General features: G+C 69.6%; 28 protein-coding genes. 6 read left to right on the forward strand and 22 right to left on the reverse strand.

All coding sequences use genetic code 11. The annotated features are described in order from the left end of the window. Positions 1 to 8: 8 nt before the first annotated feature. The gene (locus TPAU_RS22250) at positions 9 to 368 is read right to left on the reverse strand and encodes a DUF4186 domain-containing protein (protein ID WP_013125693.1); all 360 of its coding nucleotides are present in this window, start codon (positions 366 to 368) and stop codon (positions 9 to 11) included. Beyond that, positions 368 to 847, reverse strand: coding sequence for a DUF488 domain-containing protein (locus TPAU_RS22255; protein WP_115329794.1), 480 nt, complete (start codon positions 845 to 847; stop codon positions 368 to 370). Before TPAU_RS22255 ends, TPAU_RS22250 begins: the two co-directional genes overlap by 1 nt. On the opposite strand from TPAU_RS22255, the gene istA reads away from it, so the two are divergent. Further along, entirely contained in the window at positions 806 to 2,107 is a 1,302-nt protein-coding gene (gene istA / locus TPAU_RS05110) for an IS21 family transposase (RefSeq protein ID WP_115329542.1), read from the forward strand. The genes TPAU_RS22255 and istA overlap by 42 nt on opposite strands. Beyond that, complete coding sequence (gene istB / locus TPAU_RS05115) at positions 2,104 to 2,946, forward strand: IS21-like element helper ATPase IstB (protein ID WP_013125696.1); 843 nt, start codon at positions 2,104 to 2,106, stop codon at positions 2,944 to 2,946. The genes istA and istB overlap by 4 nt, the downstream gene beginning before the upstream one ends. A gap of 47 nt (positions 2,947 to 2,993) precedes the next feature. On the opposite strand, the gene TPAU_RS23085 is transcribed toward istB, so the two are convergent. Both TPAU_RS23085 and TPAU_RS05120 read right to left on the reverse strand, forming a co-directional pair. After that, the gene (locus TPAU_RS23085) at positions 2,994 to 3,140 is read right to left on the reverse strand and encodes a hypothetical protein (RefSeq protein ID WP_013125697.1); all 147 of its coding nucleotides are present in this window, start codon (positions 3,138 to 3,140) and stop codon (positions 2,994 to 2,996) included. Positions 3,141 to 3,212: 72 nt separating this feature from the next. Then, positions 3,213 to 3,608 (reverse strand): RidA family protein, encoded by a 396-nt coding sequence (locus tag TPAU_RS05120; RefSeq protein WP_013125698.1) that lies wholly within the window; start codon positions 3,606 to 3,608, stop codon positions 3,213 to 3,215. Between the two features lie 105 nt (positions 3,609 to 3,713). Between TPAU_RS05120 and TPAU_RS05125 the strand changes: the two genes are divergently transcribed. Beyond that, positions 3,714 to 4,685, forward strand: coding sequence for a helix-turn-helix transcriptional regulator (locus tag TPAU_RS05125; RefSeq protein WP_013125699.1), 972 nt, complete (start codon positions 3,714 to 3,716; stop codon positions 4,683 to 4,685). A 78-nt stretch (positions 4,686 to 4,763) separates the two neighbouring features. Here the strand turns inward: TPAU_RS05125 and TPAU_RS05130 are convergent, their stop codons facing one another. The 16 genes from TPAU_RS05130 to TPAU_RS05205 all read right to left on the reverse strand — a co-directional run bounded on the left by TPAU_RS05130 (position 4,764) and on the right by TPAU_RS05205 (position 20,839). Next, a complete protein-coding gene (locus tag TPAU_RS05130) occupies positions 4,764 to 5,081 on the reverse strand; it encodes a DUF4190 domain-containing protein (RefSeq protein WP_049825777.1) in 318 nt (105 codons plus the stop codon). A 186-nt stretch (positions 5,082 to 5,267) separates the two neighbouring features. Continuing rightward, positions 5,268 to 5,672 (reverse strand): hypothetical protein, encoded by a 405-nt coding sequence (locus tag TPAU_RS21785; RefSeq protein WP_013125700.1) that lies wholly within the window; start codon positions 5,670 to 5,672, stop codon positions 5,268 to 5,270. 56 nt (positions 5,673 to 5,728) lie between these two features. Beyond that, entirely contained in the window at positions 5,729 to 5,956 is a 228-nt protein-coding gene (locus tag TPAU_RS05140; protein WP_013125701.1) for a hypothetical protein, read from the reverse strand. 9 nt (positions 5,957 to 5,965) lie between these two features. Beyond that, positions 5,966 to 7,774 carry an acetyl/propionyl/methylcrotonyl-CoA carboxylase subunit alpha gene (locus tag TPAU_RS05145; protein ID WP_013125702.1) on the reverse strand — a complete coding sequence of 603 codons (1,809 nt, stop codon included), beginning with the start codon at positions 7,772 to 7,774 and terminating at the stop codon, positions 5,966 to 5,968. 131 nt (positions 7,775 to 7,905) lie between these two features. Further along, positions 7,906 to 9,366: a condensation domain-containing protein gene (locus TPAU_RS05150; RefSeq protein ID WP_013125703.1), complete on the reverse strand. Its 1,461-nt coding sequence runs from the start codon at positions 9,364 to 9,366 to the stop codon at positions 7,906 to 7,908. Positions 9,367 to 9,380: 14 nt separating this feature from the next. Next, complete coding sequence (locus TPAU_RS05155) at positions 9,381 to 9,815, reverse strand: SufE family protein (RefSeq protein WP_013125704.1); 435 nt, start codon at positions 9,813 to 9,815, stop codon at positions 9,381 to 9,383. Beyond that, entirely contained in the window at positions 9,812 to 10,705 is an 894-nt protein-coding gene (locus tag TPAU_RS05160) for a sulfurtransferase (RefSeq protein ID WP_013125705.1), read from the reverse strand. Before TPAU_RS05160 ends, TPAU_RS05155 begins: the two co-directional genes overlap by 4 nt. Positions 10,706 to 10,743: 38 nt before the next feature. Next, complete coding sequence (locus tag TPAU_RS05165) at positions 10,744 to 12,045, reverse strand: hypothetical protein (protein WP_013125706.1); 1,302 nt, start codon at positions 12,043 to 12,045, stop codon at positions 10,744 to 10,746. Then, positions 12,042 to 13,301 (reverse strand): phthiocerol/phthiodiolone dimycocerosyl transferase family protein, encoded by a 1,260-nt coding sequence (locus TPAU_RS05170; RefSeq protein WP_013125707.1) that lies wholly within the window; start codon positions 13,299 to 13,301, stop codon positions 12,042 to 12,044. The genes TPAU_RS05165 and TPAU_RS05170 overlap by 4 nt, the downstream gene beginning before the upstream one ends. Position 13,302: 1 nt before the next feature. Continuing rightward, positions 13,303 to 14,691 carry a glycosyltransferase gene (locus TPAU_RS05175; protein ID WP_013125708.1) on the reverse strand — a complete coding sequence of 463 codons (1,389 nt, stop codon included), beginning with the start codon at positions 14,689 to 14,691 and terminating at the stop codon, positions 13,303 to 13,305. Beyond that, a complete protein-coding gene (locus TPAU_RS05180) occupies positions 14,688 to 15,392 on the reverse strand; it encodes a VC0807 family protein (protein ID WP_013125709.1) in 705 nt (234 codons plus the stop codon). The genes TPAU_RS05175 and TPAU_RS05180 overlap by 4 nt, the downstream gene beginning before the upstream one ends. After that, on the reverse strand, positions 15,389 to 16,681 hold the full coding sequence (locus tag TPAU_RS05185; RefSeq protein WP_013125710.1) for a phthiocerol/phthiodiolone dimycocerosyl transferase family protein: 1,293 nt from the start codon (positions 16,679 to 16,681) through the stop codon (positions 15,389 to 15,391). The genes TPAU_RS05180 and TPAU_RS05185 overlap by 4 nt, the downstream gene beginning before the upstream one ends. A gap of 22 nt (positions 16,682 to 16,703) precedes the next feature. Beyond that, positions 16,704 to 17,966: a phthiocerol/phthiodiolone dimycocerosyl transferase family protein gene (locus TPAU_RS05190; RefSeq protein ID WP_013125711.1), complete on the reverse strand. Its 1,263-nt coding sequence runs from the start codon at positions 17,964 to 17,966 to the stop codon at positions 16,704 to 16,706. 289 nt (positions 17,967 to 18,255) lie between these two features. Further along, the gene (locus tag TPAU_RS05195; protein WP_013125712.1) at positions 18,256 to 18,900 is read right to left on the reverse strand and encodes a Maf family protein; all 645 of its coding nucleotides are present in this window, start codon (positions 18,898 to 18,900) and stop codon (positions 18,256 to 18,258) included. A 17-nt stretch (positions 18,901 to 18,917) separates the two neighbouring features. Further along, positions 18,918 to 19,193 (reverse strand): acyl-CoA carboxylase subunit epsilon, encoded by a 276-nt coding sequence (locus TPAU_RS05200; RefSeq protein WP_013125713.1) that lies wholly within the window; start codon positions 19,191 to 19,193, stop codon positions 18,918 to 18,920. After that, the gene (locus TPAU_RS05205; RefSeq protein ID WP_013125714.1) at positions 19,190 to 20,839 is read right to left on the reverse strand and encodes an acyl-CoA carboxylase subunit beta; all 1,650 of its coding nucleotides are present in this window, start codon (positions 20,837 to 20,839) and stop codon (positions 19,190 to 19,192) included. The genes TPAU_RS05200 and TPAU_RS05205 overlap by 4 nt, the downstream gene beginning before the upstream one ends. A gap of 77 nt (positions 20,840 to 20,916) precedes the next feature. Here TPAU_RS05205 and TPAU_RS05210 point away from each other — a divergent pair, with 77 nt between their 5' ends. From TPAU_RS05210 to TPAU_RS05220, 3 genes are read left to right on the forward strand one after another with little or no spacing between them, the layout of a single operon-like run. Further along, positions 20,917 to 21,744, forward strand: coding sequence for a biotin--[acetyl-CoA-carboxylase] ligase (locus TPAU_RS05210; protein WP_342612043.1), 828 nt, complete (start codon positions 20,917 to 20,919; stop codon positions 21,742 to 21,744). Positions 21,745 to 21,753: 9 nt separating this feature from the next. Then, positions 21,754 to 22,302, forward strand: coding sequence for a PH domain-containing protein (locus TPAU_RS05215; RefSeq protein ID WP_013125716.1), 549 nt, complete (start codon positions 21,754 to 21,756; stop codon positions 22,300 to 22,302). An 11-nt stretch (positions 22,303 to 22,313) separates the two neighbouring features. Next, positions 22,314 to 23,006 carry a response regulator transcription factor gene (locus TPAU_RS05220; protein WP_013125717.1) on the forward strand — a complete coding sequence of 231 codons (693 nt, stop codon included), beginning with the start codon at positions 22,314 to 22,316 and terminating at the stop codon, positions 23,004 to 23,006. A gap of 13 nt (positions 23,007 to 23,019) precedes the next feature. On the opposite strand, the gene TPAU_RS05225 is transcribed toward TPAU_RS05220, so the two are convergent. Then, complete coding sequence (locus TPAU_RS05225) at positions 23,020 to 24,306, reverse strand: HAMP domain-containing sensor histidine kinase (protein WP_013125718.1); 1,287 nt, start codon at positions 24,304 to 24,306, stop codon at positions 23,020 to 23,022. Positions 24,307 to 24,333: 27 nt separating this feature from the next. Next, positions 24,334 to 24,888, reverse strand: a complete 555-nt coding sequence (locus TPAU_RS05230) for a GtrA family protein (RefSeq protein ID WP_086012694.1) — start codon at positions 24,886 to 24,888, stop codon at positions 24,334 to 24,336. Between the last annotated feature and the right edge of the window lie 92 nt (positions 24,889 to 24,980).

The following is a 24,980-nucleotide window of genomic DNA, read 5'->3' on the forward strand; positions in this document are numbered from 1 at the left end:
CGACAGTCTCACAATCGTGAGCTTTGGGCGGTGATCCACCGACAGATCGCCTCGACGACATAGCCGATTTCGGCCTCGTCGAGTTCACGCCCGGACGGGATGTCGTGCCAACGCTGAAGACAAGTGCGGCAGCACGTGGCGGTGGCGTGTTGGGCGATGAAGACCGGGTGACCGCGATACGGAGTCTGTTTGCCGTCGTTGCGCGGTTCGGCTGGCGCGAGCCGTTTTTCGATCAACTCACGCGCTTGCTGACGAACCGCAGCGAGGCCCCGTCGCTCCAGGACGGCACGATCTCGGCCGTAGAGATGAAACTTTGCCCGGAATCGGTGTTGACCGATTCGTTCCAGGCGTGCGTCCAACTCGTCCATCAGGTCGGCTTCAGATGCTCGACCGTCAGCGCGAATCGAAGGCTGAGCCGGTGGGCGATCAGTGCCCGGTGACACGCCTCGGGATCACGCTCGACGCACAGCAGCGCGGCCGGCGCCGTTGCCGGCAACTCCGCGACAACGATCTCGAGATCGGCTTTGTCCAGTATTTCGGCGGTATACCGGCGCACGTAGTCGGCGTCCAGGACTCGGCGATGACGTTTGCCGACCCCCTGTCGCGAGTCTGCGGCGTACTGGAGTTGGCGCAGTTCTGTCGTCGGAGCGAGTTCCCGGTGATGTCGGTAGTCGATTCCGGCATCCGCGAGCGCCGACTGCAGTCGCCGGGAGTTCGCCCAGGCGTACTCGGCTTGTCGACGGTTCCTGAAGACTGACCCCCAGGGGTTCCCTGAAAGTTGACCCCCTCCCGGCAGGTTGGAGGGATGATCACTGTGGAGGACTGGGCGGAGATCCGCCGGTTGCATCAGGCCGAGGGCATGCCGATCAAGGTGATTTCCCGGCAGCTGGGGGTGGCTCGAAATACGGTGCGGGCGGCGTTGGCGTCGGATCGGCCGCCGCAGTATCAGCGGGCTCCGAAGGGCTCTGTGGTCGATCCGTATGAGCCGCAGATTCGAGCGTTGCTGCAGTCGTGGCCGACGATGCCGGCACCGGTGATCGCCCAGCGCATCGGGTGGCCCTATTCGCTTTCGCCCTTGAAGAAGCGCCTCGCGCTGCTGCGTCCGGAATACAAGGGCATCGATCCGAGCGACCGGATCACGTACGAGCCGGGCAAGATCGCGCAGTGCGACTTGTGGTTCCCGGACGTGAAGATCCCGGTCGGGCCTGGTCAGGACCGGGTTTTGCCGGTGCTGGTGATGGTGCTCGGGTTCTCGCGGCACATTTCGGCGGTGATGCTGCCCTCTCGGCAGGGCGGCGATCTGCTTTCGGGGATGTGGCAGCTCATCGAGGGCTGGGGCCGGGTCCCGAAGAGCTTGGTCTGGGACCGAGAGGCCGCGATCGGCGGCACCGGCAAACCAACAGTGGAGGTCGCTGGGTTTGCCGGCACCCTGGCCACGAGGATCGTGCTGGCACCGGCGCGGGATCCGGAGTTCAAGGGCATCGTCGAGCGAGCGAACCAGTATCTGGAGACCTCGTTCCTGCCGGGTCGGGTCTTCACCAGCCCAGCCGATTTCAACGCCCAGATGACCGAATGGCTCACCCAGACTGCGAACCGCAGATTGGTCCGGGCGACCGGCACAAGGCCGGCGGAAGCATTCACCACTGACTTCGCGGCGATGACCGTCCTGCCGCCGATGGCCCCGATGGCTGGGCTACGGCAGCGGATTCGTCTCGGCCGGGACTACTACGTGAGGGTCGACGGCAACGACTACTCGATCGACCCGAGGGTGATCGGCAAATTCGTCGACATCGCCGCCACTCCGACCCAGGTGGTGGCCGCCTGCGACGGTCAGCCGGTTGCGCTGCACCGCCGCTCCTGGGCCAAGCACACCAACGTCACCGACCCGCAGCACGTTGCCACAGCCCAGTTGCTCCGAGCTCGTTACCAGGAGATCGGCCGGCAGGCCTCGCCGCGCCAGCACCACGACGGGCACCCAGTCGCCTTGCGGGCACTGCCGGACTACGACGCCCTGTTCGGAGTCCCCGACTTCACCGCGCCCGCAATGAAAGCGGCTGCGGGCGAAGAACCTAATCAACCAGAACCGATTGAGAGGCAGAATCTATGAGCCCAGCGAAGACAGCGACCGCCGCGAAAGCGGCGGAGATCGACGACGGCAGCATCGTCGCACTGTTGCCGGAGCGGGCGGAGAAGGTCAGCTCCCAGCTGGCCTACCTCGCCCGCGCCTTGAAGACCCCGACGATCGGGCGGGTCTGGGAGGACCTCGCTGACCAGGCCAGGACGGAGAACTGGGCGCACGAGGAATACCTCGCCGCGGTCCTGGCCCGGCAGGTCGCCGACCGCGAGGCCGCCGGGACGACGATGCGGATCCGCACTGCCCACTTCCCGGCGGTGAAGACCTTGGAAGACTTCAACCTCGACCACCTGCCCAGCCTGCGGCGGGACGTGCTCGCGCACTTGGCGACCGGCACCTTCGTCGCCAAGAATGAGAACGTGATCCTGCTCGGCCCACCGGGAATCGGGAAGACCCACCTCGCCATCGGACTCGGGGTGAAGGCCGCGCAGAACGGCTACAGCGTGCTCTTCGACACGGCGACGAACTGGATCGCCCGCCTGACCGCAGCGCATCAGGCCGGCCGGCTCGAGGCCGAGCTGAAGAAGATCCGCCGCTACAAGTTGATCATCGTCGACGAGTTGGGCTACATCCCTTTCGACCCGGACGCGGCAAACCTGTTCTTCCAGCTCGTCTCCACTCGTTACGAGCAAGGCTCGATCATGGTCACCAGCAACCTGCCCTTCGGCCGCTGGGGCGAGACCTTCTCCGACGACGTCGTCGCAGCCGCGATGATCGACCGGCTGGTTCACCACGCCGAAGTACTCACCCTCTCCGGCGACAGCTACCGCACCCGCTCCCGCCGAGAACTCCTCGGCAAAGACCGCGACTAACGACCAGATCCCTGCCAGGGGGTCAACTTTCCGGGAACCGGAGGGGGTCAAGATTCAGGGAGCGTTGACACGGCTCCACGAACGCCACGACGTTGCCGCACATCGATGAGCTGACTCACGCCTGCGGTGTGCAGCGTCTCCATGAACGTTGGCAAGCTGAAACCGTAGATCCCGATGGTCTTGACGTGCAGCATGATTGCTCCCTTGACTGCCTGCCGCCCCTTGCCTCGTTGACGGGCCAGGGCAGTGGTGGGCGTTCCGCCTCGCTAGGCGACGGCGGTTCCGTCGAGCTCAATCATCTGGCCGGGGATTGCCAGCCTGCTGACGCCGAGCATCGTGGTTGTCGGCGCGACTCGCGCGGCCCCCAACTTGCTGGCGAGGAGGCCGTAATGCGGGAACAATGCGTCGACATCGGTGGTGTAGACGTTCAGCCGCACCAGGTTCGCGAGAGACATGTCGGCCTCGGAGAGGACTGCCTCAAGGTTGGCTATCGCCAGTGCCAACTGGGCAGCGATGTCCCCATCGTGTTCGGGCCGCCCGTCCGCGCTCATCGCGGTTTGTCCTGAGATGTACAAGGTCCGAGTCTCGCCAACCACAACCTCGCCCTGGTTGAAGCCCATCTCCTGCGACCATGTCACTGGATTCACTGCGCTGCGTTCCATGTCTGCTCCGATCGTTGATGTGCTGTGCACTTCTGAGGTGCTTGTCCATCAAGGTTTGCAACGAATTACGACACCTTCTGTCGTGATTCCGCGAGAGAATGACCTATGCGTGCGGACCGGCTCGTCTCCTTGGTGCTGCTGTTGCGCCAGCGCGGCAGAATGACCGCAGATCAACTGGCCGATCAGCTCGAAGTATCGACGCGCACCGTGCAACGCGACATCGACGCGCTCTCGACGGCGGGTGTGCCCGTCTACGCCGATCGCGGTCGGTCCGGTGGCTACTCGCTCCTGCCCGGCTTCCGGACGGAGCTGATCGGACTGAACCACGATGAGGCGCTCGCCCTGCTCACCGCGGGATCCCGCCGTGGGCAGCAGGTGTTCGGGCTGAGCGCGCCGCTGGCTTCGGCAATGCGCAAGGTGGTGGATGCTCTCCCCGAGGGGCACCGTGAGAGCGTCGACGGCGCTGCCCAAAGGTTCTTGATCGAGCCTGAGACCGACCTACTGTCCCGCCGCGCGTTCACCGAAGACCTGGCCGACGGCGTGATGCGCGAGGTACGTAGGGCCGTGCTGACCGGCCGCAAGCTCCGCTTTGAATACGCGATCGGCGGCACGCCGGCCAATGCCAGAGTGGTCGACCCTATCGGCCTGGTCACCGTGAGAGACCGCACGTACCTCGTAGCCTCCAGATCCGGCGAAGATCGCACGTACCGCCTCTCACGCATGCTTCGAGCAGAGGCGCTCTCCGAGTCGGCGCAGCGCCCTGACCAGGTCGAGCTCGACCGAATCTGGGCCGAGCGCACCGCGCGATTCCTGTCGGAGGGGCACATCTCGGTGACCGTCCGAGTTCGAATCTCACGACGGGAGGAACTCCTGGCCACTGCCCGGGCGGTCCGCGCCGAAGTGTGTGAGCCGGAAGGGTGGGCGCGAATGGACGTGACCTTCGAAGATCTCCGTCATGCGGTGTGGGCGGTGTGGCAGCTCGACACGGAAGCGATCGTTCTGGCGCCGAACTCCCTCCGTGAGGCTCTTCGCAACAGAGCCGCCCGGCTCGTCACGCAGTACGGCGCGGCGGAATGACTCCGCGCCCGGCGCCGGACTCCGGGGCGCGTGAAGATTGCTCGATCGGAGTGCTGCCGGTCTGATCGGTCCGCGACGTCAGGCCATCGACCAGGTCCAGGCCGATACGAAGCCCGCGATCGAAGCGGCACTGACGCTACTGACCAAGGTCGCAAGAACAACGATCGACACCGCGATCAGACCAGTGAGCACATAACCAACGACAAGACCCGCGACTGCGAGTCCGCGACTGCGCTCGCCGGACCGGTTGATCTGTCGCAGCGCTATGTGCCCAAGAACGATTCCCAGTGGGGCACAAATGATGCCGGCAATGAGAGCACCGATCGCCAACCCGTTCGTGGAGGAGGACTTCGCCGGCGGATACTGCGATTGCTCGATCCACTGTGGTGCAGCCACGTATCCCCCCCAAGGTCGACGGACTTTCGCGTCACGAGAATACTCATGCCTTGTCGTTCGCGTCTCGCGTATTGCTATAGCGCTACCTACACCGGGTGCCTTCGCTGAGGACGGGGCGTGTGCATTGCAGAGTGTGCGTCAGGAATGTGCTTGCCGCGTCCATTTCTTCCCCGGGCGGAAGGAAGGTCAATCGCCGCTGAGGCCGGTGGCCTTGCGGAGGTGACTGACGCCGGGAAGCCGGTTGACGCCCTTCTGGACATCGGTGAGCTTATTGGTCACCTCGACCAGCGGCGGCAGTACCGCGTCGAGGGTGTTGAGGGCGGGATCGGCGACAGCGGTCATCCGCTCGACCCGGTCGATCACGTTGTTCGCCCGTTCGATCATGTCGGCCATCGCCAGCATCATCTTCGGCAACTCGGAGATCAGCTCGATGGTGTCGGGCGGAATGGTGCTCAGCTTGCCCACACTGTTCACGGTGCGCCCGGTGTTGTCCATCGCGCGAGTGGCAGCGGAACGCACCGAATCGACCAGACCGGTCATCGAATCCGAGATCGATGGGGGAACCTTCTCGGGCTCCTTCTTCTTCGCCATGCACAGATCATCGCGCGCAGCCGCGCTGAGCGTGGGGAATTCGCTAGAGCGAAATCTCAGAGAGAGGCGCCGAAGCGCGCCACCGCATCACGGGCGGTGCGCAGTCCCTCGGAATCGGGGCCATCGACGGAGATCTCGCCCGACGGGTACAGGGTGACCTCGCCGGTCGAATCCCCGGTGGTGTTCACCCGGACGGCCCAGGCATAGGCCTCGTCGGCCGACCAGGCGTCGGGGCGCAGTTCCGTGAGGTACCACGCCCCGACGTTCAGTCCGATCGGCTCCACGAGCGGGTGCTACTCCGAGGACTTCAGCTCGAGCAGCACGGTGCCCTGGGTGACCGCGGTGCCGGGCTCGACCGAGAGGCCCGTCACGATGCCGTCCTTATGGGCGGCCACGGGGTTCTCCATCTTCATGGCCTCGAGCACCACGACCAGATCGCCCGCCTTGACCTCCTGGCCCTCCTCGACGGAGACCTTCACGACGGTGCCCTGCATCGGCGCGGTGACCGAATCACCGGTCGCGGCGACGCCGGCATTGCGGTCACGGGTGCGCGGCTTGGGCTTGCGGCGGATCACGCCGGCGCCACCGGTGTTGCCGCCCCCGCCGCCGAGCGAGAGCTCGCCGGGCAGCGAGACCTCGACGCGGCGGCCGTCGACGACGACGACCACGTTCTGGCGGGGGAGCGAATCGTCTTCCTCCAGCGCCTGGCCACCGGTGTACGGCTCGATCGGGTTCTCCCAATCGGTCTCGATCCACTTGGTGTACACGTCGAACTTCTCACCGTCGCCGATGAAGGCGGGGTTGGACACGATGTGCCGGTGGAACGGGATGACCGTGGCGAGGCCCTCGACCTCGAACTCGGCCAGCGCGCGCCGCGAGCGCTCGAGCGCCTCCTCGCGGGTCGCGCCGGTCACGATGAGCTTGGCCAGCATCGAGTCGAACTGGCCGCCGATCACATCGCCCTGATCCACACCGGAATCGACGCGGACGCCGGGGCCGGTGGGCTCGCGGTAGACGCTGATCGGGCCGGGGGCGGGCAGGAAGCCGCGGCCGGCGTCCTCGCCGTTGATCCGGAACTCGAAGCTGTGGCCGCGCGGAGTGGGATCCTCCGTGATCGTCAGTTCCTTGCCCTCGGCGATGCGGAACTGCTGGCGCACCAGGTCGATGCCGGCGGTCTCCTCGGTGACCGGGTGCTCGACCTGCAGGCGGGTGTTCACCTCGAGGAAGCTGACCAGGCCGTCGGCCGCGACCAGGAACTCGACGGTGCCGGCGCCGTAGTAGCCGGCCTCGCGGCAGATGTCCTTGGCGGACTGATGAATACGGGCGCGCTGCTCGTCGGTGAGGAAGGGCGCGGGAGCCTCCTCGACCAGCTTCTGGAAGCGGCGCTGCAGCGAGCAGTCGCGGGTACCGGCAACGACCACGTTGCCGTGCTGATCGGCGATGACCTGTGCCTCGACGTGGCGGGCCTTGTCCAGGTAACGCTCCACGAAGCACTCGCCGCGACCGAAGGCGGCCACGGCCTCGCGGGTGGCCGACTCGAACAGCTCGGGGATCTCGTCGATGGTGTAGGCGACCTTCATACCGCGGCCGCCGCCACCGAACGCCGCCTTGATGGCGACCGGCACGCCGTACTCCTTGGCGAAGGCGACGACCTCGTCGGCGTCCTTGACCGGGTCCTTGGTGCCCGGGGCCATCGGTGCATTGGCGCGCTCGGCGATGTGCCGTGCGGTCACCTTGTCGCCGAGGTCGCGGATCGAGGACGGCGACGGGCCGATCCAGGTCAGGCCCGCATCGAGCACGGCCTGGGCGAAGTCGGCGTTCTCCGACAGGAAGCCGTAGCCGGGATGGACCGCGTCGGCTCCGGACTTCTTCGCCGCGTCCAGGATCTTGTCGAACACCAGGTACGACTCGGCGGAGGTCTGGCCGCCCAGGGCGAAGGCCTCATCGGCCAGGCGTACGAACTTCGCGTTCGCATCCGGCTCGGCGTAGACGGCGACGCTGGTCAGGCCGGCGTCCCGGGCCGCCCGGATCACGCGGACCGCGATCTCACCGCGGTTGGCGATGAGCACCTTCTCGATCTTCTTCTCGGCGTGCGCTGCCACTCAATCTCCTCGTTCCAGGCTGCGCCGGGGTGGGCGCGCAGCCGTCTGTTACACCCGTTGTCGGGCCAGGCTCCAGACGAAGTCTATGCCTCGCCCGCTGTGGCGCACGCGACAGTACCCCCGCAGTCGGGTTACCCACGGGTAACCGTTGCGTCGCCGATCTCGGTCAACATCGACCGTAGCGCGCCGAGGTACAGCGTGAGGCTGCGGCGCGCGGTGTCGAAGCCGGGGAACCGGGCCGCGACGTGCAGTCCCGACGGGGTGCGCAGCATCCACAGATAGACGTCATCGAGGGAGTAGTCGCGTGAGCGCAGCGCACTCGCACCGCCGGCATCGTTGATCGCCGATCCGGGTGCCGACCGGGTGTCCATGAAGGACACGACGAAACGCGGCGGCGGGGCCTGGGCATGACCGGGCTCCTGCGCCAGCACCTCGCCGATCCGTAGGTAGGGCAGGGTGCTGCCGGTCTTCGAATGCCGCCACTGCTCCTGTGCCCGCTGGGCCAGCTCGCCGAAGGTGCGAGCGCCCGTGGTGTCGAGCCGGAACGGCGCGATGCCCACGAACCAGCCGAGCGCCGCGATCCACTGCTCGGCGTCACGGGTGTGCCGGGTGACCGCGCAGCGGAAGATCGGACCGAAGCCGAGGTCGGTGTTGATCTTCGCCATACAGGCGAGGACGCCGGTCACCAGGCTGGCACCGGCCTCGGAGCAGACCCGGGTGAAGTTGTTGGCCCGCTCGTCGTCGAGCAGGTGGAAGTTCAGGGCGTTCTGCGGCATCCGGGGCACACCGTCGGGATCGAGGGTGAGCGCGGCGAGGGTCTCGTCGGCGAGCACCTTGGCGCTGGGCGGCAGCAGTGGCATCGGGAACGGTGAGGGCTGATAGCCGGTCTCGGTGAGGTACTCGTCCCAGAGCATCGCGGCGGGATGGGCGGCGGTGGCCCGGTCGGCGGACTGCCGGTCGGTGTCCGAATAGTTGACGTAGCTACCCGCGGGGATCAGCTTCGGTTCGTCGCCGTGCACCGCCTGCCGATACAGTTCGCGCAGTTCGTACGGGCTCAGGATCAGCGAATAGCCGTCCAGCAGAGAGTGATCGGCGGCGAAGAAGAGGGTGAACGAGTCCTCGCGCGCCACGGTGGAGAACATGTATGCGGGCCAGGTCAGTGGGGCCGTCGCCCGGTCGAACTCGCCGAGCAGCTGTTCCGCGAGCGGTTCGGTGGAGTTGTACGTGCCCACCGTCTGCACCTTCAGATCGACGGTGTCGATCTGCGCGCTGCGCCGGCGCGGCGCACCGTCCTCCAGGAAGACGTGCGTGCGCAGCACCTCGTGCCGGTCGATCCAGGCCCGCAGCGCGGTGCGCAGGCCCGGGATCGACAGCGGCTCGTCGAATTCGACGCCCAGGCCCAACCAGGACTCGCGGCCGCCGTCGATGTGCCGGCGCCGCAGCACCGCCTCGGCGCCCCGCAGATGCGCCTCGTGCACGTGCGAGGTGGCCCGCGGGTCATCGCGCCACTGCGCCGCCGGCCCGGTCGTGGGGACCCAATTGCGGAGCTCGCCGGGGCGCAGCGGGTAGGCGTCGATCTCGGTGAACTGCATGGCTGCTCGCGAGACTACGCCGCGAGGCGCCGCTTGATCCGCGTCAGCATCGCCGACATGCCACGCAGGCGCAGCGGACTGACCACCGAGTCCAGCCCGAGGGCGTGGTGGAAATCGTCGGGCACCGCGGCGATGGCGGCGGCGGACTGCCCGTCGAGGCCCTGCGCCAGGATCGACGCGAAGCCGCGCGTGGTGGGAGCCTCGGGCGGGGCGCTGAAGTACAGCCGCACCGCCGCGGGATCCGAGGCGTCCACGTCGAGGAAGAGCGGCGACTGGCATTCCGGCACCGGTTCCATGGCGGCCGCGGTCAGGTGCTCCGGCAGCTCCGGCAGCTCCCGCGAGAACTCCAACAGCAGTTCGAGGCGGTCCGGCTCGCCGACAGCGGCGAAATCGTCGATGATCTCCTGCAGCGCGGCCGGGGTCGCGGCCCGGCCGTCCGCCGCGCTCACGAGCCCGGTACGGAGCCCGGCTCGGCGCCCCGCGTGATCGGTGCCCGCACGGTGTTGCCCCACTCGGTCCACGAGCCGTCGTAGTTCTTGACGTCGGTGAACCCCAGCAGGTGCGTCAGCACGAACCACGTGTGACTCGAACGCTCACCGATCCGGCAGTACGCCGTCACGGGAGCCGCCGGATCCAGATCGCCGTACACCGCGCTGAGCTCGGCGTGCGGCAGGAACCGTCCATCGGCGCGGGCGGCCTTGGCCCACGGGATCGACACAGCGGTGGGGATGTGGCCGCCGCGCAGCGCCCCCTCCTCCGGATAGTCGGGCATATGCGTGCGCTCGCCCGTGTACTCCTGCGGTGACCGCACGTCGACGAGGGCACGGCGGCCCAGATCGGCCCGCACCTCGTCGGCGAACGCGCGGATCCGCGCGTCGTCGCGCTCGACCACCGGGTAGTCACTGCGTGGGTAGTCGGGGCGGTCCAGCGAGACATCGCGGCCGTCGCTGATCCACAGATCGCGGCCGCCGTCGAGCAGGCGCACGTCCGGATGGCCGAACAGGGTGAACACCCACAGCGCGTAGGCGGCCCACCAGTTCGACTTGTCGCCGTAGATCACCACCGTGTCGTCGCGGTTGATGCCCTTGCTGCGCATCAATTCCGCGAAGGCCTCGCCGTCGATGTAGTCGCGGGTGACGGCGTCGTTGAGGTGCAGATGCCAATCGACCTTCTGCGCCGTGGGGATGTGCCCGATGTCGTAGAGCAGCACGTCCTCATCGGACTCGATCACCTTCAGGCCCGGCACACCGAGGTGCCCGCTCAGCCAATCGGCGGTGACGAGGCGTTCGGGGTGCGCGTAGTCCTGCAGCTCGGGGCTGGGATCGGTCTCGATGGCCACGCCCGCAAGCCTAGCGGTCGCGGAGGACGGGCGTCGGCTCAGACGGGGGAGCGGTGTACCAATTCCGCTACTGCACCGTCGACCACCGCCGACAGGTCCTCCGCGGCGGCGAGGTTGGTCGCCGCGAAGAGGGAGGTCTCGTCGTCGGTACCGGTCCATCCCACGTACAGGTACGGCGGACGGGGGCCGGTCTCCCTGCCGGGCAGGTTCGACCAGGCGAGGCGGAACCAGGCGCGATCGGCGGGGGTCCCATCCGGGGCACGGACCGGTGCGGGGAGCGCGCCCACGCCGGCGCAGGTGGTGACCGGGCGCGCAGGATCCGGCGGTGCATCGATCAACGCGGCGAGGGTGCGCCGGGGCAGCAGGGTGATGAGCGGACCGAAGACGTCGTAGCGGCCCTCGTCACCCAGGCCGGCGAGAGTCTGTTTGACCGAACCGCGCAGTGCCGCGATGCCTTCCGGACCGGCGCCCGGGTCGACGGTGATCTCGGCGTCGACGATCGCATTACCGCGTAGGTCACCGTCGGTGCGCCGGTTCACGGACAGGCCCAGTACGGCGGCACCGTCGGCGGGCTGCACCCAGCCCAGCGCGTCGGCGATCGCTCCCGTGACGCCGAACAGCAGGGTGGTCTCGGTACCGCCGAGTGCGGCGGCGCGGGCGGCGAGCGCGGTCCGGTCCAGGTGCGCGACGGTCCACCGGTCGGGCCCGACGGGGTGCGGCGGTGCCGCGGCGACGGACGGCGCCAGCCGGCCCTTCGCGAGCTTGGACGCCGCGGCGACGGCCCGTACGGCCGCGGGAAGCTGGCGGGCGGTCAGTGCGGCATCGCGGGGCGCCGACCGCCACACCGGTGCGGCCTCCCGCGGGTAGGGCAGCTCCCGGGCCGTGCCCAGGGCGGCCTCGGCCGCAGCGGTGGCGGCGCCCACACCGTCGGCCAGGACGTGCGAGACCACCAGCGTCACAGCCGATCCGCCATCCGTGAGCGGGAGGACGCCGAGATGCCAGCCCGGCCCGGACCACGGGTCGATCGGTACGGCGGCACGCTGGTCGACCCAGGTGTCGATCTCCTCCCGAGGCCGTGGCTGTGCCACCACAGCGATCTGCGGAGCGGCGGAACTGGCCACCCAGCGGTCGCGGCCGAAGGGAAGCGGGGAGGCGGCGACCCGGCGGCCGAGCAGGCCGCGGGCCAGTGCCCGCCGGAAGGTCTCCAGGCCTTCGAGGTCGACGCCGTGGTCGTAGATCCAGACGATCTGAATCAGCGAGTTACGGCCCGTGGCACGGGTTCCCGCCGCCGCGCCCTGGTCGACGAAGGCAAGCAGATCGGTCGCCGCGGGTCGACTCATGCGGCCGCTCCCACGGGCTCGGTGAGCGCGGTCTCGATGCGGGAACGGATGCGCCGCACTGCCTCGTCGGTCAATGTGCCGGGGGCGTAACGGAGTTCGATCGAGAGCCGGCCGCCGAAGGTGAGAGCGTGATAGTGCAGCCCCACCAGCGGGGCGAGCGCCTCGGGCGGTGCACTGTGCACCAGTGCCCGGACCCGCTCGATATCGACCTCGGAGCTGGTGTGGAAGTCGAGCACCTCGACCCCCTCGGGGGTGGCCGGTTCCGGTATCGCGCCGATGTTGCTCAGCCGTACCGGCGCTCCGCCGGTCACCTGCACGCCTGCGGCGCCGGTGAGAGCGGCGGCGACGGTTCCGTCGGCGAGGTCGGACTTGAGCCGGTCCAGCACGATCCGGCCGATCTCCTCGGGCACGGCGTCACCGCGCACCGCGACCGGTGCCGTCGACGAGCCGGCGAAGTTCGTCACCGCTGCCGCCTCGACGGGGGGATCGCACCGTCCGCGCAGGTCGACGGGGCTGAACACGGCCATGCTCACCGCCTCCTCGGCGGGCCGGTCGAGTTCGGCCCGCTCGGCGGTCACGATCAGTCCGGCGAGCAGCCCGTGCACGCTCAGGCCCGCGGCCTTGGCGCGACGGCGCAGCGCATCGGTGGCGGCGGCGTCGATCTGGATCCGATCGAAGCCGAAGGCGCCGCCGTCGACCGTCGCCGCCGTGGGCACGACGCCCGCGGATTCGACCGCGGCTGCGGTGAATCTCGGTGCGCCGGAGACATCGCCGAGCCGGCCGGCCAGATCGAGCGGCGCCGCCGGCAGCTCGGTGACCGGCCCGGCGAAGGACGACGGGTCGGTGTACAGCTGCCACAGCCGTAGATTCAGGAAGAGCGCGTGCGCCCCGTCCGCGACGGCGTGGTTGACGCCCAGCGTCACCCGGTGCAGGTCGCCGTCCGAGACCAATTGCACCGCGGAGATACCCGTATCGGGCTGCACGCCGAGGGCCACATCGCCCGCCACGAACGCACGCTCCTCGACCAGGATCGGGGCGGCGTCCTCGTCCACCGGGACGTCGGGGGTGACCAGGTCGAAACCGAACGCAGTGGCCTCGATCCGGCCGGTGAGCTCCGGGTACTCGCGGCGCAGCGCGGCGTAGGCGCGCGCCAGCCGGGCGGCATCGATCGGGCCGCGGGCGAGGAAGCTGCCGCTGGAGGTGGTGTTGGTGACCACGTACGGCACCTCCAGGGGAGTCAGTGCACGACGGGCCATCTCACACCTCCGCCGGGGCGAGCGGCACCGGTGCCGGGGCCGTGAAGTCGACGGTGGCGGGTGCCGCGATGGTCTCGACCAGTCTGCCCGCGACATCGACCCCGTCGTCCTCGGCGATGGACTCGATGATCAGCGCGGCCCGGCGGGCGGGGATGTCACCGAGGTCGATCAACGACGAGGTGCGCTGCGCGCGGCGGCGGGTGGCCGGATCGAGCAGCTTGTCGAAGGCGGCGTGCAACCGTTCCGGGGTGACGTTGCGCATCGGGAGGCAGGCGCCGACGCCGAGGTCGGTGACCCGCGCGCCCCAGAAGGGCTGATCGGCGAGCACCGGGCAGATCAGGGTGGGCAGGCCGGCGCGCAGCGATGCGGCGGTGGTGCCGGCGCCGCCGTGGTGCACGGCGGCGGCGCAGTGCGGGAGTACCTCCGAGTGCACGACCTCGTTGACGACCCGCATGTGGTCGCCGAGGTCCTCACTGGTGAGATCGCTCCAGCCGGAGACGATGAGTCCGCGCCGGCCCCGCTCCTTGCAGACCTGCGCGAAGATGCGGGCCTTGCCGTCGGGGTCGGCGATCCGCATGCTGCCGAAGCCCCAGTAGATCGGCGCATCGCCGGCCTTGATCCAGTCCATCAGGTCGGCGTCGGTGCGGGACTGCTTGCCCTCGCGCAGCCACGCGTCCGAGGGCACCTCCAGGAAACCGAGCATCGGCCGGGTGCGGCTGAACTCGGGCACCAGATCGGGGGTGAGGGCGGGGTCGTAGAGCTGCAGATCGACGATCTCGTGGGCGTCGCGGTTCTTCGCGCGCCGCGAGCGGTACGGCGCCTCGCCGACCGACATGCGGTGGAAGTTGACGGCGGCGCGCACGTGCGTCCAGGTGAACGAGTCGCCGAGCGCCCAGGTGGCCCGCTTGACCATGCGCGGCGACCGCGACAGCACATCGCTGGTCAACCCGGCCGGGGTGTACTGCGTCATCGGGTACACGCTGTTGGTGGTTCCAGGGAAGAATCGGTAGCTGATGATCGAGGCGCCGGTGCGGCGAGTGATGGGCAGCGCGAAATCGACCGCGTCCGAATGGGTCAGCACCACATCGGCGTCGCGGCACACGGTCTCGATCTCGTACGAGATGGTGGCGATGTTGCGCACCAGGAACCGGCCGTAGGCCCGCATCCGCTCCACCGGTCGGTGGATCACCTCGCGGTAGTCGTCGTCGTAGTCGGGGACGATCTCGTTGAGCCGGTGCGCGTCGATACCCGCGGAGCGGATCAGCTTCACCAGCGGATCACCCATCGCGGCGATCGTCACATCGTGCCCGCGGCTCTGCAGCGCCAGCCCGATCGCGATCGTGGGTTGGACATCGCCTCGGCTGCCCATAGCGAGGATGCACACCTTCATGATCGGTTCGTCCTTTCGACGTTCTTCGGTGACGGGGCCAGGGGACGGTCGTCAGTGGCAGTGGTAGCCAGCGCCGCCCGGACGGGGCGGAGCAGCAGCAGGGTGATCGGCGCGATCGGCACGGCGACCAGCAGGGGGATCACCTGACAGGCGACCACCGCGTAGTCGATGGGCAGGGCCAGCGCCGCGGTCACCGAGGCGCCGGTGCTCACGGCGACCGCGACCAGCCAGAGCGGGTCGATCGCGGAGACGGCGCGCACGGTGTCCGGCGCCACCCGCACCCGGCGGTTCCAGGCCTGCGCGCGCTCGGTGTCGCCGCGGACCGTGAGCCGCATGATCAGGGTGGCCACCGCCCGGCGGCGCAGCACCAGGCCGGCGACGATCGCCACGAACATCAGGCCGCCGATGCTGGTCTCCACCAGCAGGATCACACGCGGGCTGCCCGAGATGGCGGCGGCCACGATGGAGCAGGCGAGCAGGGTGAGGGTGAAGATCTCCAGCGGATCGGTGGCACGCCGCCGGAACGTGCGCACCAGGATCCGGGTGGCCACCACAGTGGTGCCCGCGAGCAGCGCGATCAGCTGGCCGACACCCACCAGGTAGCGCAGCGCGAAGTACACACCGAGCTGCAGGGCGACATCGACCAGAAGCGCCACCGGCGGTGCCGGCGGCGACTCGGTGTCGGCGAGGGGAACGCTCACGCGGCCGTCCCGACCTCGAGCAGCGCGTGCGCGCCGGCCTCGATGCGGCTCAGAATGCGGGTGCGGGCCTCGGCGCCGAGAGTTCCGGGGAGCACGCGCATCTCGATCGACAGGCGACCTCCGAAGGTGGAGATCAGGTAGGACGAGCCGATCGGGGCGGGCGGCGCACCGTCACCCTGCCAGGTGGCGGCGTACTCACGGATCCCGGCGGCACTGCGCACGATCTGCGAGTGGAAGTCCAGCACCTCCAGCGACCCGGGCACCGTGAGCGCGGGGAACTCGCCCAGGTTGCTGATCAGGACGGGCGGGCCGTGGCGGCGCGTCGCGAGGTCGGGCATCGGGCTCACCGCGGTGCGCAGCACGGTTCCGTCGCGGACGTCGGAGCGGATGGTGTCGGCGACGATGCGAGCGATCGCCTCCACCGCATCGTCGCGCACGGCGACGTAGGAGAAACCGCACAGCGCGGTCACCGAGCGCAGCGGGATGGGCGGATCGATGCGGCCACGGAAGTCCACCGGGGTGAGCAGCGCCAACGCCGCGTCGTCGTCGGATTCGGCGAGTTCCGCGCGGGCGATGAGGCCGCTCACCAGTGCGTGCGCGGAGAATCCGTGTGCGCGGGCGGTGGCCGCCAGGGCCGCGGTGGCGGCGGTATCGAAGCGGACGCGGATCGCGTCGTCGCTGTCCGGCGTCTGCGGTGCGGCGGGCTCGGCCGGAGCGGGGACGGCGCCGTGCCAGCTGGTGCCCGCCAGTCGCTCCTCGTAGTCGAGTTCGCCGGGGGTGTGCCCGCGGGCGGCCATGACCAGGTGTGGCTCGGACGGGAAGTCGCGGGCGGTGCGCACGATCGGGGTCGCGCCACTGGCGAAGGCGGTGTACAGCTCGAACAGGCGGGTCGCGATGGCCACGATGCCGGAGCCGTCGGTGGCGGCGTGGCTGGCCCAGAGGGTGAGGCGGTAGCTCTCGCCGAGGCCCGTGAGGGTGATGGCGGAGAGTTGCTCGCTGCCGACGAACCACGGTGGCGTCTGGTCGTAGCCGGTCCACGGTGCGGCGACGTCCTGGAAGCCGATGGCGGAGGCCACCGCCGGATCGCCCGGGGCGAAGTGCGGTTTGCCGCCGAGCGTGACGATCCGGGCCGAGAGCACCGGGTACTCCTCGAGCAGAGCGCCGTAGGCCGCGCGCAGCGCCGTGCTGTCGACGGTGCCGCGCAGCTCGAAAGACGTGCCGATCACTTCGCGCGAGGTGGGGCGGACGAACGAGGCCTCCGAGAAGGTCAGTGCGCGGTAGGTCTGCATGGCGTCTCCTGATTCGATCCGGTCACGCCGCGGGGGCGAGGCGGGCGGCGGCGTGGACGAGGGCGGTGATCCGGTCGGCGACGGCGGCGCGGGCGGCAGGGGAGGCGGTGCCGCCCAAGGTGATCGCTTCGATGCCGAGCCGGCCGCGGAAGGTCGAGGCCTGGAAGATAGTGGCCGACGGCGACGGGCGGCGCTCACCGCCCGGACCGTGCAGGGCCGTCGAATCCATCGAGATGATCGGGCGGAGATGCTCGGCGACCACGTTCTCCGGGAGGTCGAGTGCGAGCGCGCCGAGGTTGCTCAGTACCACCGGCGGTTCGGCGGGGCCTGGAGCCGCGGGCGCGGCCAGCACATTGAGGCTGCGACCGGTGGCGACATCGGCACGCACGGCGTCGGCGACGGCGATGCCCACACCGATCGGATCGGCCAGGGCGGTCAGCTCGGGCGCGGCGAAGGAGGCGCCCACGAAGTTGGTGACCGCGGTGGGCGCCAGTGCGGGCTGCACCCGGCGGCGCAGGTCCACCAGCGTCATGGCGCCGATCCGGATGGCATCGGCGGGATCGGCGTCCACGAAGCCCGACCGCTCAGCGCACAGCAGCACGCCGGAGAGCAGTGCGTTCACGCCCACACCGGTGGCGGCTGCCGCGAACCCCGCGGTGACCTCCTCGGAGAACCGCAGCGAGGCGACCTCGGGCAGGCGGGGCGAGGGCCCGGCCGGCAGGGTGGGGGCGGCGCCGAACCAGCGGATGCCGTCGAGGCGATCGCGACCGGTATCGGTCCCGGTCGGTACGTCGCGCAGGATGTCCTGCGCGGAGGTGGGGAAATCATGCGGGGTGACTCGCTCGATGGTGCGCGAGCCCACCAGGGCCGTGTAGTGCGACCAGAGCTGCGAGAGCAGGGTGAACAGGTAGGTACCGTCGCCGAGCGCGTGATTGACGGCCAGGCTGACGCGGTGCCGGGCGTCGGCGGTGACCACGTGCAACCGGCCCAGCGCCGTCGCGGGATCGATCAGCGGCGTGGCGCCGACCGGAGGCAGGGCGTCGACCCACTCGACGGTCAGGCGCGCGCCCGCAGCGTCGGCGGGCGCGGCGAAGACGAAGTCGTCCCCCTCGGGCAGGACGACGGCGTCGAGCGCGGGGTGCGCCGAACGGAGCGCGGTGAACGCATCACTGAGGGCCGCGAGATCGAGGTCGCCGAGCAGGGTCAGCTCGAAGGCGACGGTGGTGGGGTAGGCGCCCACGAAGCCACGCTCGGACGATGCGAGTCGGCGAAGCGGTGCGGTCATGGCGCGGTTCCTACCTGTAGGCGGTTCCTGGTGATGCCATGACGCTAAAACGCCGTCCATTCCTTTCGCGAGCCGAAAGAGTGGTGTCGATCGTCACTGTCATTCGGGGTTGACCCAGGTTGCGTTAACCGGCGCGAGTGCTGGTTCGGTGAATCTTCGCTGACTGAACGGTGTTTTGTTACTCGCGAGTTGCTGAGTGTTCCGAGCTGGGGAAACGTTCTGGCTCCGTGGAGTTAACGCAATGCTTACGCATGAAACACGCCGAAACTGTGACGTCCGCCACCCCGCATCACGCCGGATCCGGCACTCCCCGCCACAGGTCGACCACGCCGACCCCGAGTTCGCTCAACAGCCGGCGCATCAATGGCAATGAAATGCCGATCACCGAACTCGGGTCGCCGTCGATCCCCTCGATGAACCAGCCGCCGAGACCGTCCAGGGTGAACGCGCCCGCCACTTCGAGCGGTTCACCGGTGGCCACGTAGGCGTCGATCTCGGCGTCCGACGGTGCGCCGAATCGCAGCGTGGTACCGCCCGTGCCGGTGGCCTCGCGGGGCGGCGCACCGTCGCCGTCGAGGAGCAGGACACAGTGGCCCGTCAGCAGGCGACCCGCGCGGCCGCGCATCGCGCCCCATCGCTCGCGGGCGACCGCCGGGGTGTGCGGCTTGCCGACTAGGGCTCCGCCGATCGAGAGCATCGAGTCGCAGCCCACGATCACGGTGCGACGGGCCCGCGCAGACGGATCGTCCGTGACCCGGGCGGCCACATCGTGGGCCTTGGCGCGAGCCAGCGCGGTCACCGCATCCTCATGCGCCGCATCGGATCCCAGTTCGGCGAGGATCGCATCCTCGTCGACCTGCGAGACGATCACGGCCGGTTCGACCCCGGCCGCGCGGAGCACGCCCAGACGCGCCGGCGAGGCCGACGCGAGCACCAGCCCGACCGGGCCGGTTACGAGCCCTTGGTCCAAAACAGAGGGGTCTGGCTGGTGAAGGCGTTGGGACCGTTGAAGTACTGCGGCCGCAGGCGTTCCCGGGTGTCGCCCCACAGCGACTTCAGCTCGGCGGAACTCCGCGGAGCCGAACCCGACGCCGCGGCGAGCACCGTCACGATGGCGGCGACGTCGGCTGCCGACGGGTTGCCCCGCTCGAACCGGATCGCCGCGCGCAGCTTCTCCGCCTCGGCCTCGGGGACCTTCGCGGCCTCCACCGGCTTATCGGCGCTCACAGCGGGATGTTCCCGTGCTTCTTCGGCAGCGTGATCGCCACCTTGCGCTCGAGCATGTTGAGCGCCGTCACGATCTGGCCGCGGGTGTGCGAGGGCGGGATCACCGCGTCGACGTAGCCGCGCTCGGCCGCCACGTACGGGTTGACCAGGGTGTCCTCGTACTCCTCCTGGAGCTTCAGGCGCAGGGCGTCGACGTCCTCGCCCTTCTCGGCGGCCTCGGCCAGCTCCTTGCGGTACACGAAGCCGACGGCGCCCGAGGCGCCCATCACCGCGAACTGGGCGGTGGGCCACGCCAGGTTGATATCGGCGCCCATGTCCTTGCTGCCCATCACGCAGTACGCGCCGCCGTAGGCCTTGCGGGTGACCACGGTGATCTTCGGGACGGTGGCCTCGCCGTAGGCGTAGAGCAGCTTCGCACCGCGGCGGATGATGCCGTCGTACTCCTGGCCCGTACCCGGCAGGAAGCCGGGCACGTCGACCAGGGTGATGATCGGGATGTTGAAGGCATCGCAGAACCGCACGAAGCGCGCGGCCTTCTCCGAGGCGTCGATGTCGAGGCAACCGGCCAGCTGGGTGGGCTGGTTCGCCACCAGGCCCACGCTGCGGCCGTCGATCCGGCCGAAGCCCACGATGATGTTCATCGCGCGCTGCGGCTGGATCTCGAGGAACTCGTCGTCGTCGAGCAGGCGGCGGATCACCTCGTGCATGTCGTACGGCTGGTTCGGCGAATCCGGGATCAGCGTGTCGAGCTCGCGGTCCTCGTCGTTGACCGACTCCTCGATCGACCCGGTGAGCGGGTCGGTCGGCACGAAGCGCGGCGCCTCGGCGCGGTTGTTCGAGGGGAGGTAGGTCATCAGCTCGCGCACGTAGTCGAGTGCGTCCTGCTCGCCGGAGGCCACGTAGTGCGCGGTGCCCGACTTGCTCATGTGGGTCTGGGCGCCGCCCAGCTCCTCCTTGGTGACCTCCTCGCCGGTCACGGACTTGATCACGTCCGGGCCGGTGATGAACATCTGGCTCTCGTGATCGACCATGACCACGAAGTCGGTGAGGGCGGGGGAGTACACGTGGCCACCGGCGGCCGCGCCCATGATCACCGAGATCTGCGGGATGACGCCCGACGCCTGGGTGTTGCGGAAGAAGATCTTCGAGTACAGGGCGAGCGAGACCACGCCCTCCTGGATGCGCGCGCCGGCACCGTCGATGATGCCCACCAGCGGGCGGCCGGTCTTAGTGGCCAGGTCCATGACCTTGACGATCTTGTCGCCGTAGACCTCGCCGAGCGAGCCGCCGAAGACGGTGGAGTCCTGGCTGAAGACGCACACCTCGCGGCCGTCGATGGTGCCGTAGCCGGCCACCACGCCGTCGCCCACGGGGCGCTTGGCGCCCATGCCGAAGTTGGTGGAGCGGTGCTGCGCCAGCTTGTCGAGCTCGACGAAGGAACCCTCGTCGAGCAGCGCCAGGACGCGCTCGCGGGCGGTGAGGCGGCCCTTCTCGTGCACGCGGTCGATCGCGGCCTGCCCCATGGGGGCCAGGGCCTGCGCGTCACGCTTGCGGAAGTCGGCCAGCTTGCCAGCGGTGGTGTGGATGCTGGGCTCGGCGCCGTCAGCGCCGGGAGCCGCGCCGTCGGTGGTGGAGGCACTCGTCATACCCCCGACTCTAACCAATAGAGTCGGTGCCGAACTGCAGGGTCGCCTCACCGGCCGACACGCGCGATCCTGCCCGGGTGAAGGAGAGGGCCCCGATGCTCCCCGATCAGGCGGCGATCGCCGCGGCCGTGCGCGGAACGCGCTGGTACGACGTGGCGGTGGTGCCGAGCACCGGTTCCACCAACGCCGACCTCGCCGACGGGGTCCGCGCGGGCGACGAACCCGGGCGTGTACTCATCGCCGATGTGCAGACCGCGGGCCGCGGCCGACACCTGCGGCCCTGGTCCGCGCCCGCCGGCACCCAGCTCTCCATCTCCGTCACCGTCGCCGTCCCCGCCGCCGCGGCGCCGCGCGCCGGGTGGCTGTCCCTGGTGACCGGTGTGGCCGCGGTCCGCGCGGTCCGCGAGGAGACGGGCGTCGAGGCCGGGCTCAAGTGGCCCAACGACGTGCTGCTCAGCGCCGTCCCGGGCAAGCGCGGCGGCAAAGCGGCCGGCATCCTCTCCGAGCTCGCGACCGATCCGCACGGCGGCCTGGTCGCCGTGATCGGGACGGGCCTGAACACCACGCTCGCCGCCGCCGATGTGCCGGTGGAGACCGCGACCTCGCTGCTGCTCGCCGGCGCCGAGGATCCCGATCGCACCGCCCTCGCCATCGCCTACCTGCGTCATCTCGATGCGGGCCTGACCACGTGGGCGAGCGATCCCGCCGCCGCGCGGAGTGAGTACCTGGACGTCTGCGTCACCGTCGGGCAGCGGGTGACCGTCTCGCTCCCCGGCGACGAGACCCTGGTGGGCACCGCGGTCGATGTGGACGTGGAGGGCCGCATCGTGGTGGCCGACGACGACGGGCTCCGGCATGTGCTCTCTGCCGGTGACGTCACGCACCTGCGTCCCGCCCGCACCTAGGCTGCGCACATGGGCTTCCCGGACAAGGTGCTCGTCGACGACGAGCGGGTGCTGCTGCACATCCGTCCGCACGCCAAGCGGATGGTCGGGCCCGTGCTGGTGCTGTTCCTGGCATCGGCGCTCGCGGGCGTCGCCGGTGGCCTGGTGACGCGCGCGAACATCTCCGGCCAGACCGCAGGCTGGCTCAGCCTGGCCATCGTCGCCGTGTGGACGCTGATCGTCGGGTGGTGGACGGTGCGCCCCTGGGTGGTGCGGCGCGCCACCCACCTCGTGGTCACCGACCTGCGGATCATGTTCCGCGCGGGGATCCTGCGCCGCCGCGGCATCGATATCCCACTGCGCCGGATCAATTCGGTGCAGTACCACCAGCGGCTGGTCGACCGGGCGCTGCGCTCCGGGGTCCTCACCGTGGAATCCGCGGGCGACGATCCACTCGACTTCCCCGACGTCCCGCGCATCGCGGCGGTGCATGCGTTGCTGGTCGATGCCCTCGATGACGCGGCCGACCGGGCCTCGGCGGAGTACGAGCGTCGCGGTGATCGGTGGCGGGCGGAGTAACCTGGGCGGTCATGACCACACGGGTTCTGCTGGCCGAGGACGACGAGGCGATCGCATCGCCGCTCGCGCGCGCTCTCACTCGCGAGGGATACGACGTCACGGTGGCCGCCACCGGCACCGATGCGGTGCGCCGCGCGCTGGACGAGGAGTTCGCGCTGCTCATCCTCGACCTGGGGCTGCCCGAGCTCGACGGGTTGGAGGTGTGCCGCGAAGTGCGGGCCGCACGGCCCGAGGTGGCGGTGCTCATGCTCACCGCGCGCACCGACGAGATGGACTTCGTGGTCGGCCTCGACGCCGGCGCGGACGACTACGTGGGCAAGCCCTTCCGGATGTTCGAGTTGATGGCCCGTACCCGGGCGCTGCTGCGGCGCAGCGCGCCCGCCCCGGACACCGGCGATGTGCTCGACGCGGGCGGAATCCGGCTCGACGCCAAGGCGCGACGGGTCACGGTGGACGGGTCCGATGTGGCCCTGGCCAACAAGGAGTTCGAGCTGCTGCGCTTCCTCATGGAGCGTGCGGGCCAACTGCTCTCCCGCGAGGACATCCTCGCGGACGTGTGGGGCGACTCCGATCTGCGGGGATCGAAGACCCTCGATATGCACATCTCCTGGTTGCGCCGGAAGATCGGCGACGACACCGGGCCGCACGGCCCGCGGCGCATCGTCACCGTTCGCGGTGTCGGCTTCCGCTTCGACGCGGAGTAGGTCGCCCCGGAGCTCAGCGGGGTTCGGGCTCGCGCGGCGGCGCGGGGTTCTCGGGAGCGGTCGGCAGGAAGATGGCGAAGGTGGTGGGGCGCCGGCTCTGCAGCTGCAGGCGGCCACCGTCGCCCTCGATGAAGGCGCGGGCGAGCGCGAGGCCCACCCCGGTACCGTCGCCGCCGGAGACGCCGCGCCGGAAGATCCGTTGCGCGTCGGCGTCGGCGATGCCCGAGCCCTCGTCGGCCACCGTCACCAGCACCGTGTGCGCCCCGGCGGTGCCCAGCGTGACCGTCGCCGTTCCGGAGCCGTGGTCGCGCGCGTTGTCGATGAGCACGGCCGTCGCCTCGCGGAGTCGTGCCGCGGTGGCCCACGCGATCAGCGGACCGTCGACCGCGTCGACCACCTGCAGTCGCCGGCCGAACCGCGCGAACGACGGCGCGAGGTCGGCGACCAGCGGTGTCAGCACGGCACGCACGTCCACCTCGGCCCGCGGATGCGAGACGGTCCGCGAGGCCTCGACCATCTCGGTGACCGATGCGGTGAGCCGGTCGACCTGATCGAGCGCGGCCTGTGCCTCGGCCACCACGGCGGGATCGTCGTGCAGGGTGAGCTCGTCGAGCCGGATGTGCACCGCGGTCAGGCGGCTGCGGAGTTGATGCGAGACCTCGCCGACGATCTGCCGCTCGCGCTGGAGCCGGTCGGCGATCTCGACGGTGGCGGCGTCGAGCACATCGAGCACGCGATCGAGCTCCTCGATGCCGTGCCGCTGCGGATCGGCGCGGAAATCGCCGCGCGCGAGGCGCTGGGCGCGCTCGGCCACGTCTTGCACGGGGTCGGCGACGCGGCTCGCGGTGATCGCGGCGACCACGAATCCGGCGGTGACCGCCAGCGCGATGACCACGGCCTCGATCGTCACGATCTGGTACTGCTCGGAGCGCACCTGCGCCATGGGCTTCTCGATGCGCAGCGTGCCGGCGTCGCCGAGGTTCAGGCTCTCCACCATGGGATCGGCGATCGGGGCGCCGATGGCCAGCTCGCGGGGCCGCCCCGCGGCGTCGGTGTAGTCGAGCACGAGGCGCCCGCCCTCGGGCACCAGGAGCCGGAGCTGATCGGCGGGAGGGTCACCGACGCGGCCGGACTGCTCGCGGGACAGGACGTCTGAGGAAGCGCGCTGCAGCCGGTGCTGGAGATCGGTGCGGGCGGAGTTGTCCAGCCACAGCCACGTGGAGACCATCAGCGGCAGGCCGAGGAAGAGCACCGCCACCGCGACGACGGCGATGGTGGAACGGAGGATGCGCAGGCGCACGACGACCCCTGCCGGTGGTGCGGGGTGTTACCGCTCGGCGGCGGCGTCGCGCTCGGGGTCGGTCGCCTCGGCGGGAATGGACTCCTGCTCGGGGGCGTCGCTCATGTCCTCGGGGAAGGCCCAGCGGCGCAGCGCCCAGAAGCGGAAGGCCATCTGGAGCAGGTTGCCCACGATGTAGTTGAGCACGAAATCGACCACGATCAAGGTGGTCTTCGAATCGGTGGCGCGCAGGTTGAACACGTTGTTCGCGATGAAGATGGGGGCGGCCATGATCAGCACGCCGATGCCCGAGATCACGAAGAACAGCAGAGCCTCGTGGTGCCGCTCCCGACCGCCACGGTTCTTGAAGCTCCACTCCCGATTGAGGATGTAAGAGAGGATCACGGCGCAGACACCGGAGAAGATCTTGGCGACCGTCGGCTTCTCGTCGAGCACGGTGAACACCAGGCTGTAGAAGATGGCGAGGTCGAAGACGCAGGTGGTGGCACCGACGATCGCGAACTTGATCAGCTCGTGATGCTGCATGACGAGACCACGCAGGGGTGCCGGGGTGCGATCCATGATCGACTCGATGAAAGCCACGACGGCCAGTCTAGCGGAACTACTGAGCATACCTTTGCGAGTGTGACCAGGTCGGACAGGGGGCCGCCCATGTTCGCTGCTGGCTGACGGCC

The organism is Tsukamurella paurometabola DSM 20162, from assembly GCF_000092225.1.
GTDB classification, from domain to species: Bacteria; Actinomycetota; Actinomycetes; order Mycobacteriales; family Mycobacteriaceae; genus Tsukamurella; species Tsukamurella paurometabola.

Excerpts from the sequence above, each read along its gene's own strand:
- TPAU_RS22250 (WP_013125693.1), bottom strand. The coding sequence starts at position 368 with ATGGACGAGTTGGACGCACGCCTGGAACGAATCGGTCAACACCGATTC.
- istA (WP_115329542.1), top strand. The coding sequence starts at position 806 with ATGATCACTGTGGAGGACTGGGCGGAGATCCGCCGGTTGCATCAGGCC.
- TPAU_RS22255 (WP_115329794.1), bottom strand. The coding sequence starts at position 847 with ATGCAACCGGCGGATCTCCGCCCAGTCCTCCACAGTGATCATCCCTCC.
- istB (WP_013125696.1), top strand. The coding sequence starts at position 2,104 with ATGAGCCCAGCGAAGACAGCGACCGCCGCGAAAGCGGCGGAGATCGAC.
- TPAU_RS23085 (WP_013125697.1), bottom strand. The coding sequence starts at position 3,140 with ATGCTGCACGTCAAGACCATCGGGATCTACGGTTTCAGCTTGCCAACG.
- TPAU_RS05120 (WP_013125698.1), bottom strand. The coding sequence starts at position 3,608 with ATGGAACGCAGCGCAGTGAATCCAGTGACATGGTCGCAGGAGATGGGC.
- TPAU_RS05125 (WP_013125699.1), top strand. The coding sequence starts at position 3,714 with ATGCGTGCGGACCGGCTCGTCTCCTTGGTGCTGCTGTTGCGCCAGCGC.
- TPAU_RS21785 (WP_013125700.1), bottom strand. The coding sequence starts at position 5,672 with ATGGCGAAGAAGAAGGAGCCCGAGAAGGTTCCCCCATCGATCTCGGAT.
- TPAU_RS05150 (WP_013125703.1), bottom strand. The coding sequence starts at position 9,366 with ATGCAGTTCACCGAGATCGACGCCTACCCGCTGCGCCCCGGCGAGCTC.
- TPAU_RS05165 (WP_013125706.1), bottom strand. The coding sequence starts at position 12,045 with ATGAGTCGACCCGCGGCGACCGATCTGCTTGCCTTCGTCGACCAGGGC.
- TPAU_RS05170 (WP_013125707.1), bottom strand. The coding sequence starts at position 13,301 with ATGGCCCGTCGTGCACTGACTCCCCTGGAGGTGCCGTACGTGGTCACC.
- TPAU_RS05175 (WP_013125708.1), bottom strand. The coding sequence starts at position 14,691 with ATGAAGGTGTGCATCCTCGCTATGGGCAGCCGAGGCGATGTCCAACCC.
- TPAU_RS05185 (WP_013125710.1), bottom strand. The coding sequence starts at position 16,681 with ATGCAGACCTACCGCGCACTGACCTTCTCGGAGGCCTCGTTCGTCCGC.
- TPAU_RS05190 (WP_013125711.1), bottom strand. The coding sequence starts at position 17,966 with ATGACCGCACCGCTTCGCCGACTCGCATCGTCCGAGCGTGGCTTCGTG.
- TPAU_RS05205 (WP_013125714.1), bottom strand. The coding sequence starts at position 20,839 with ATGACGAGTGCCTCCACCACCGACGGCGCGGCTCCCGGCGCTGACGGC.
- TPAU_RS05215 (WP_013125716.1), top strand. The coding sequence starts at position 21,754 with ATGGGCTTCCCGGACAAGGTGCTCGTCGACGACGAGCGGGTGCTGCTG.
- TPAU_RS05220 (WP_013125717.1), top strand. The coding sequence starts at position 22,314 with ATGACCACACGGGTTCTGCTGGCCGAGGACGACGAGGCGATCGCATCG.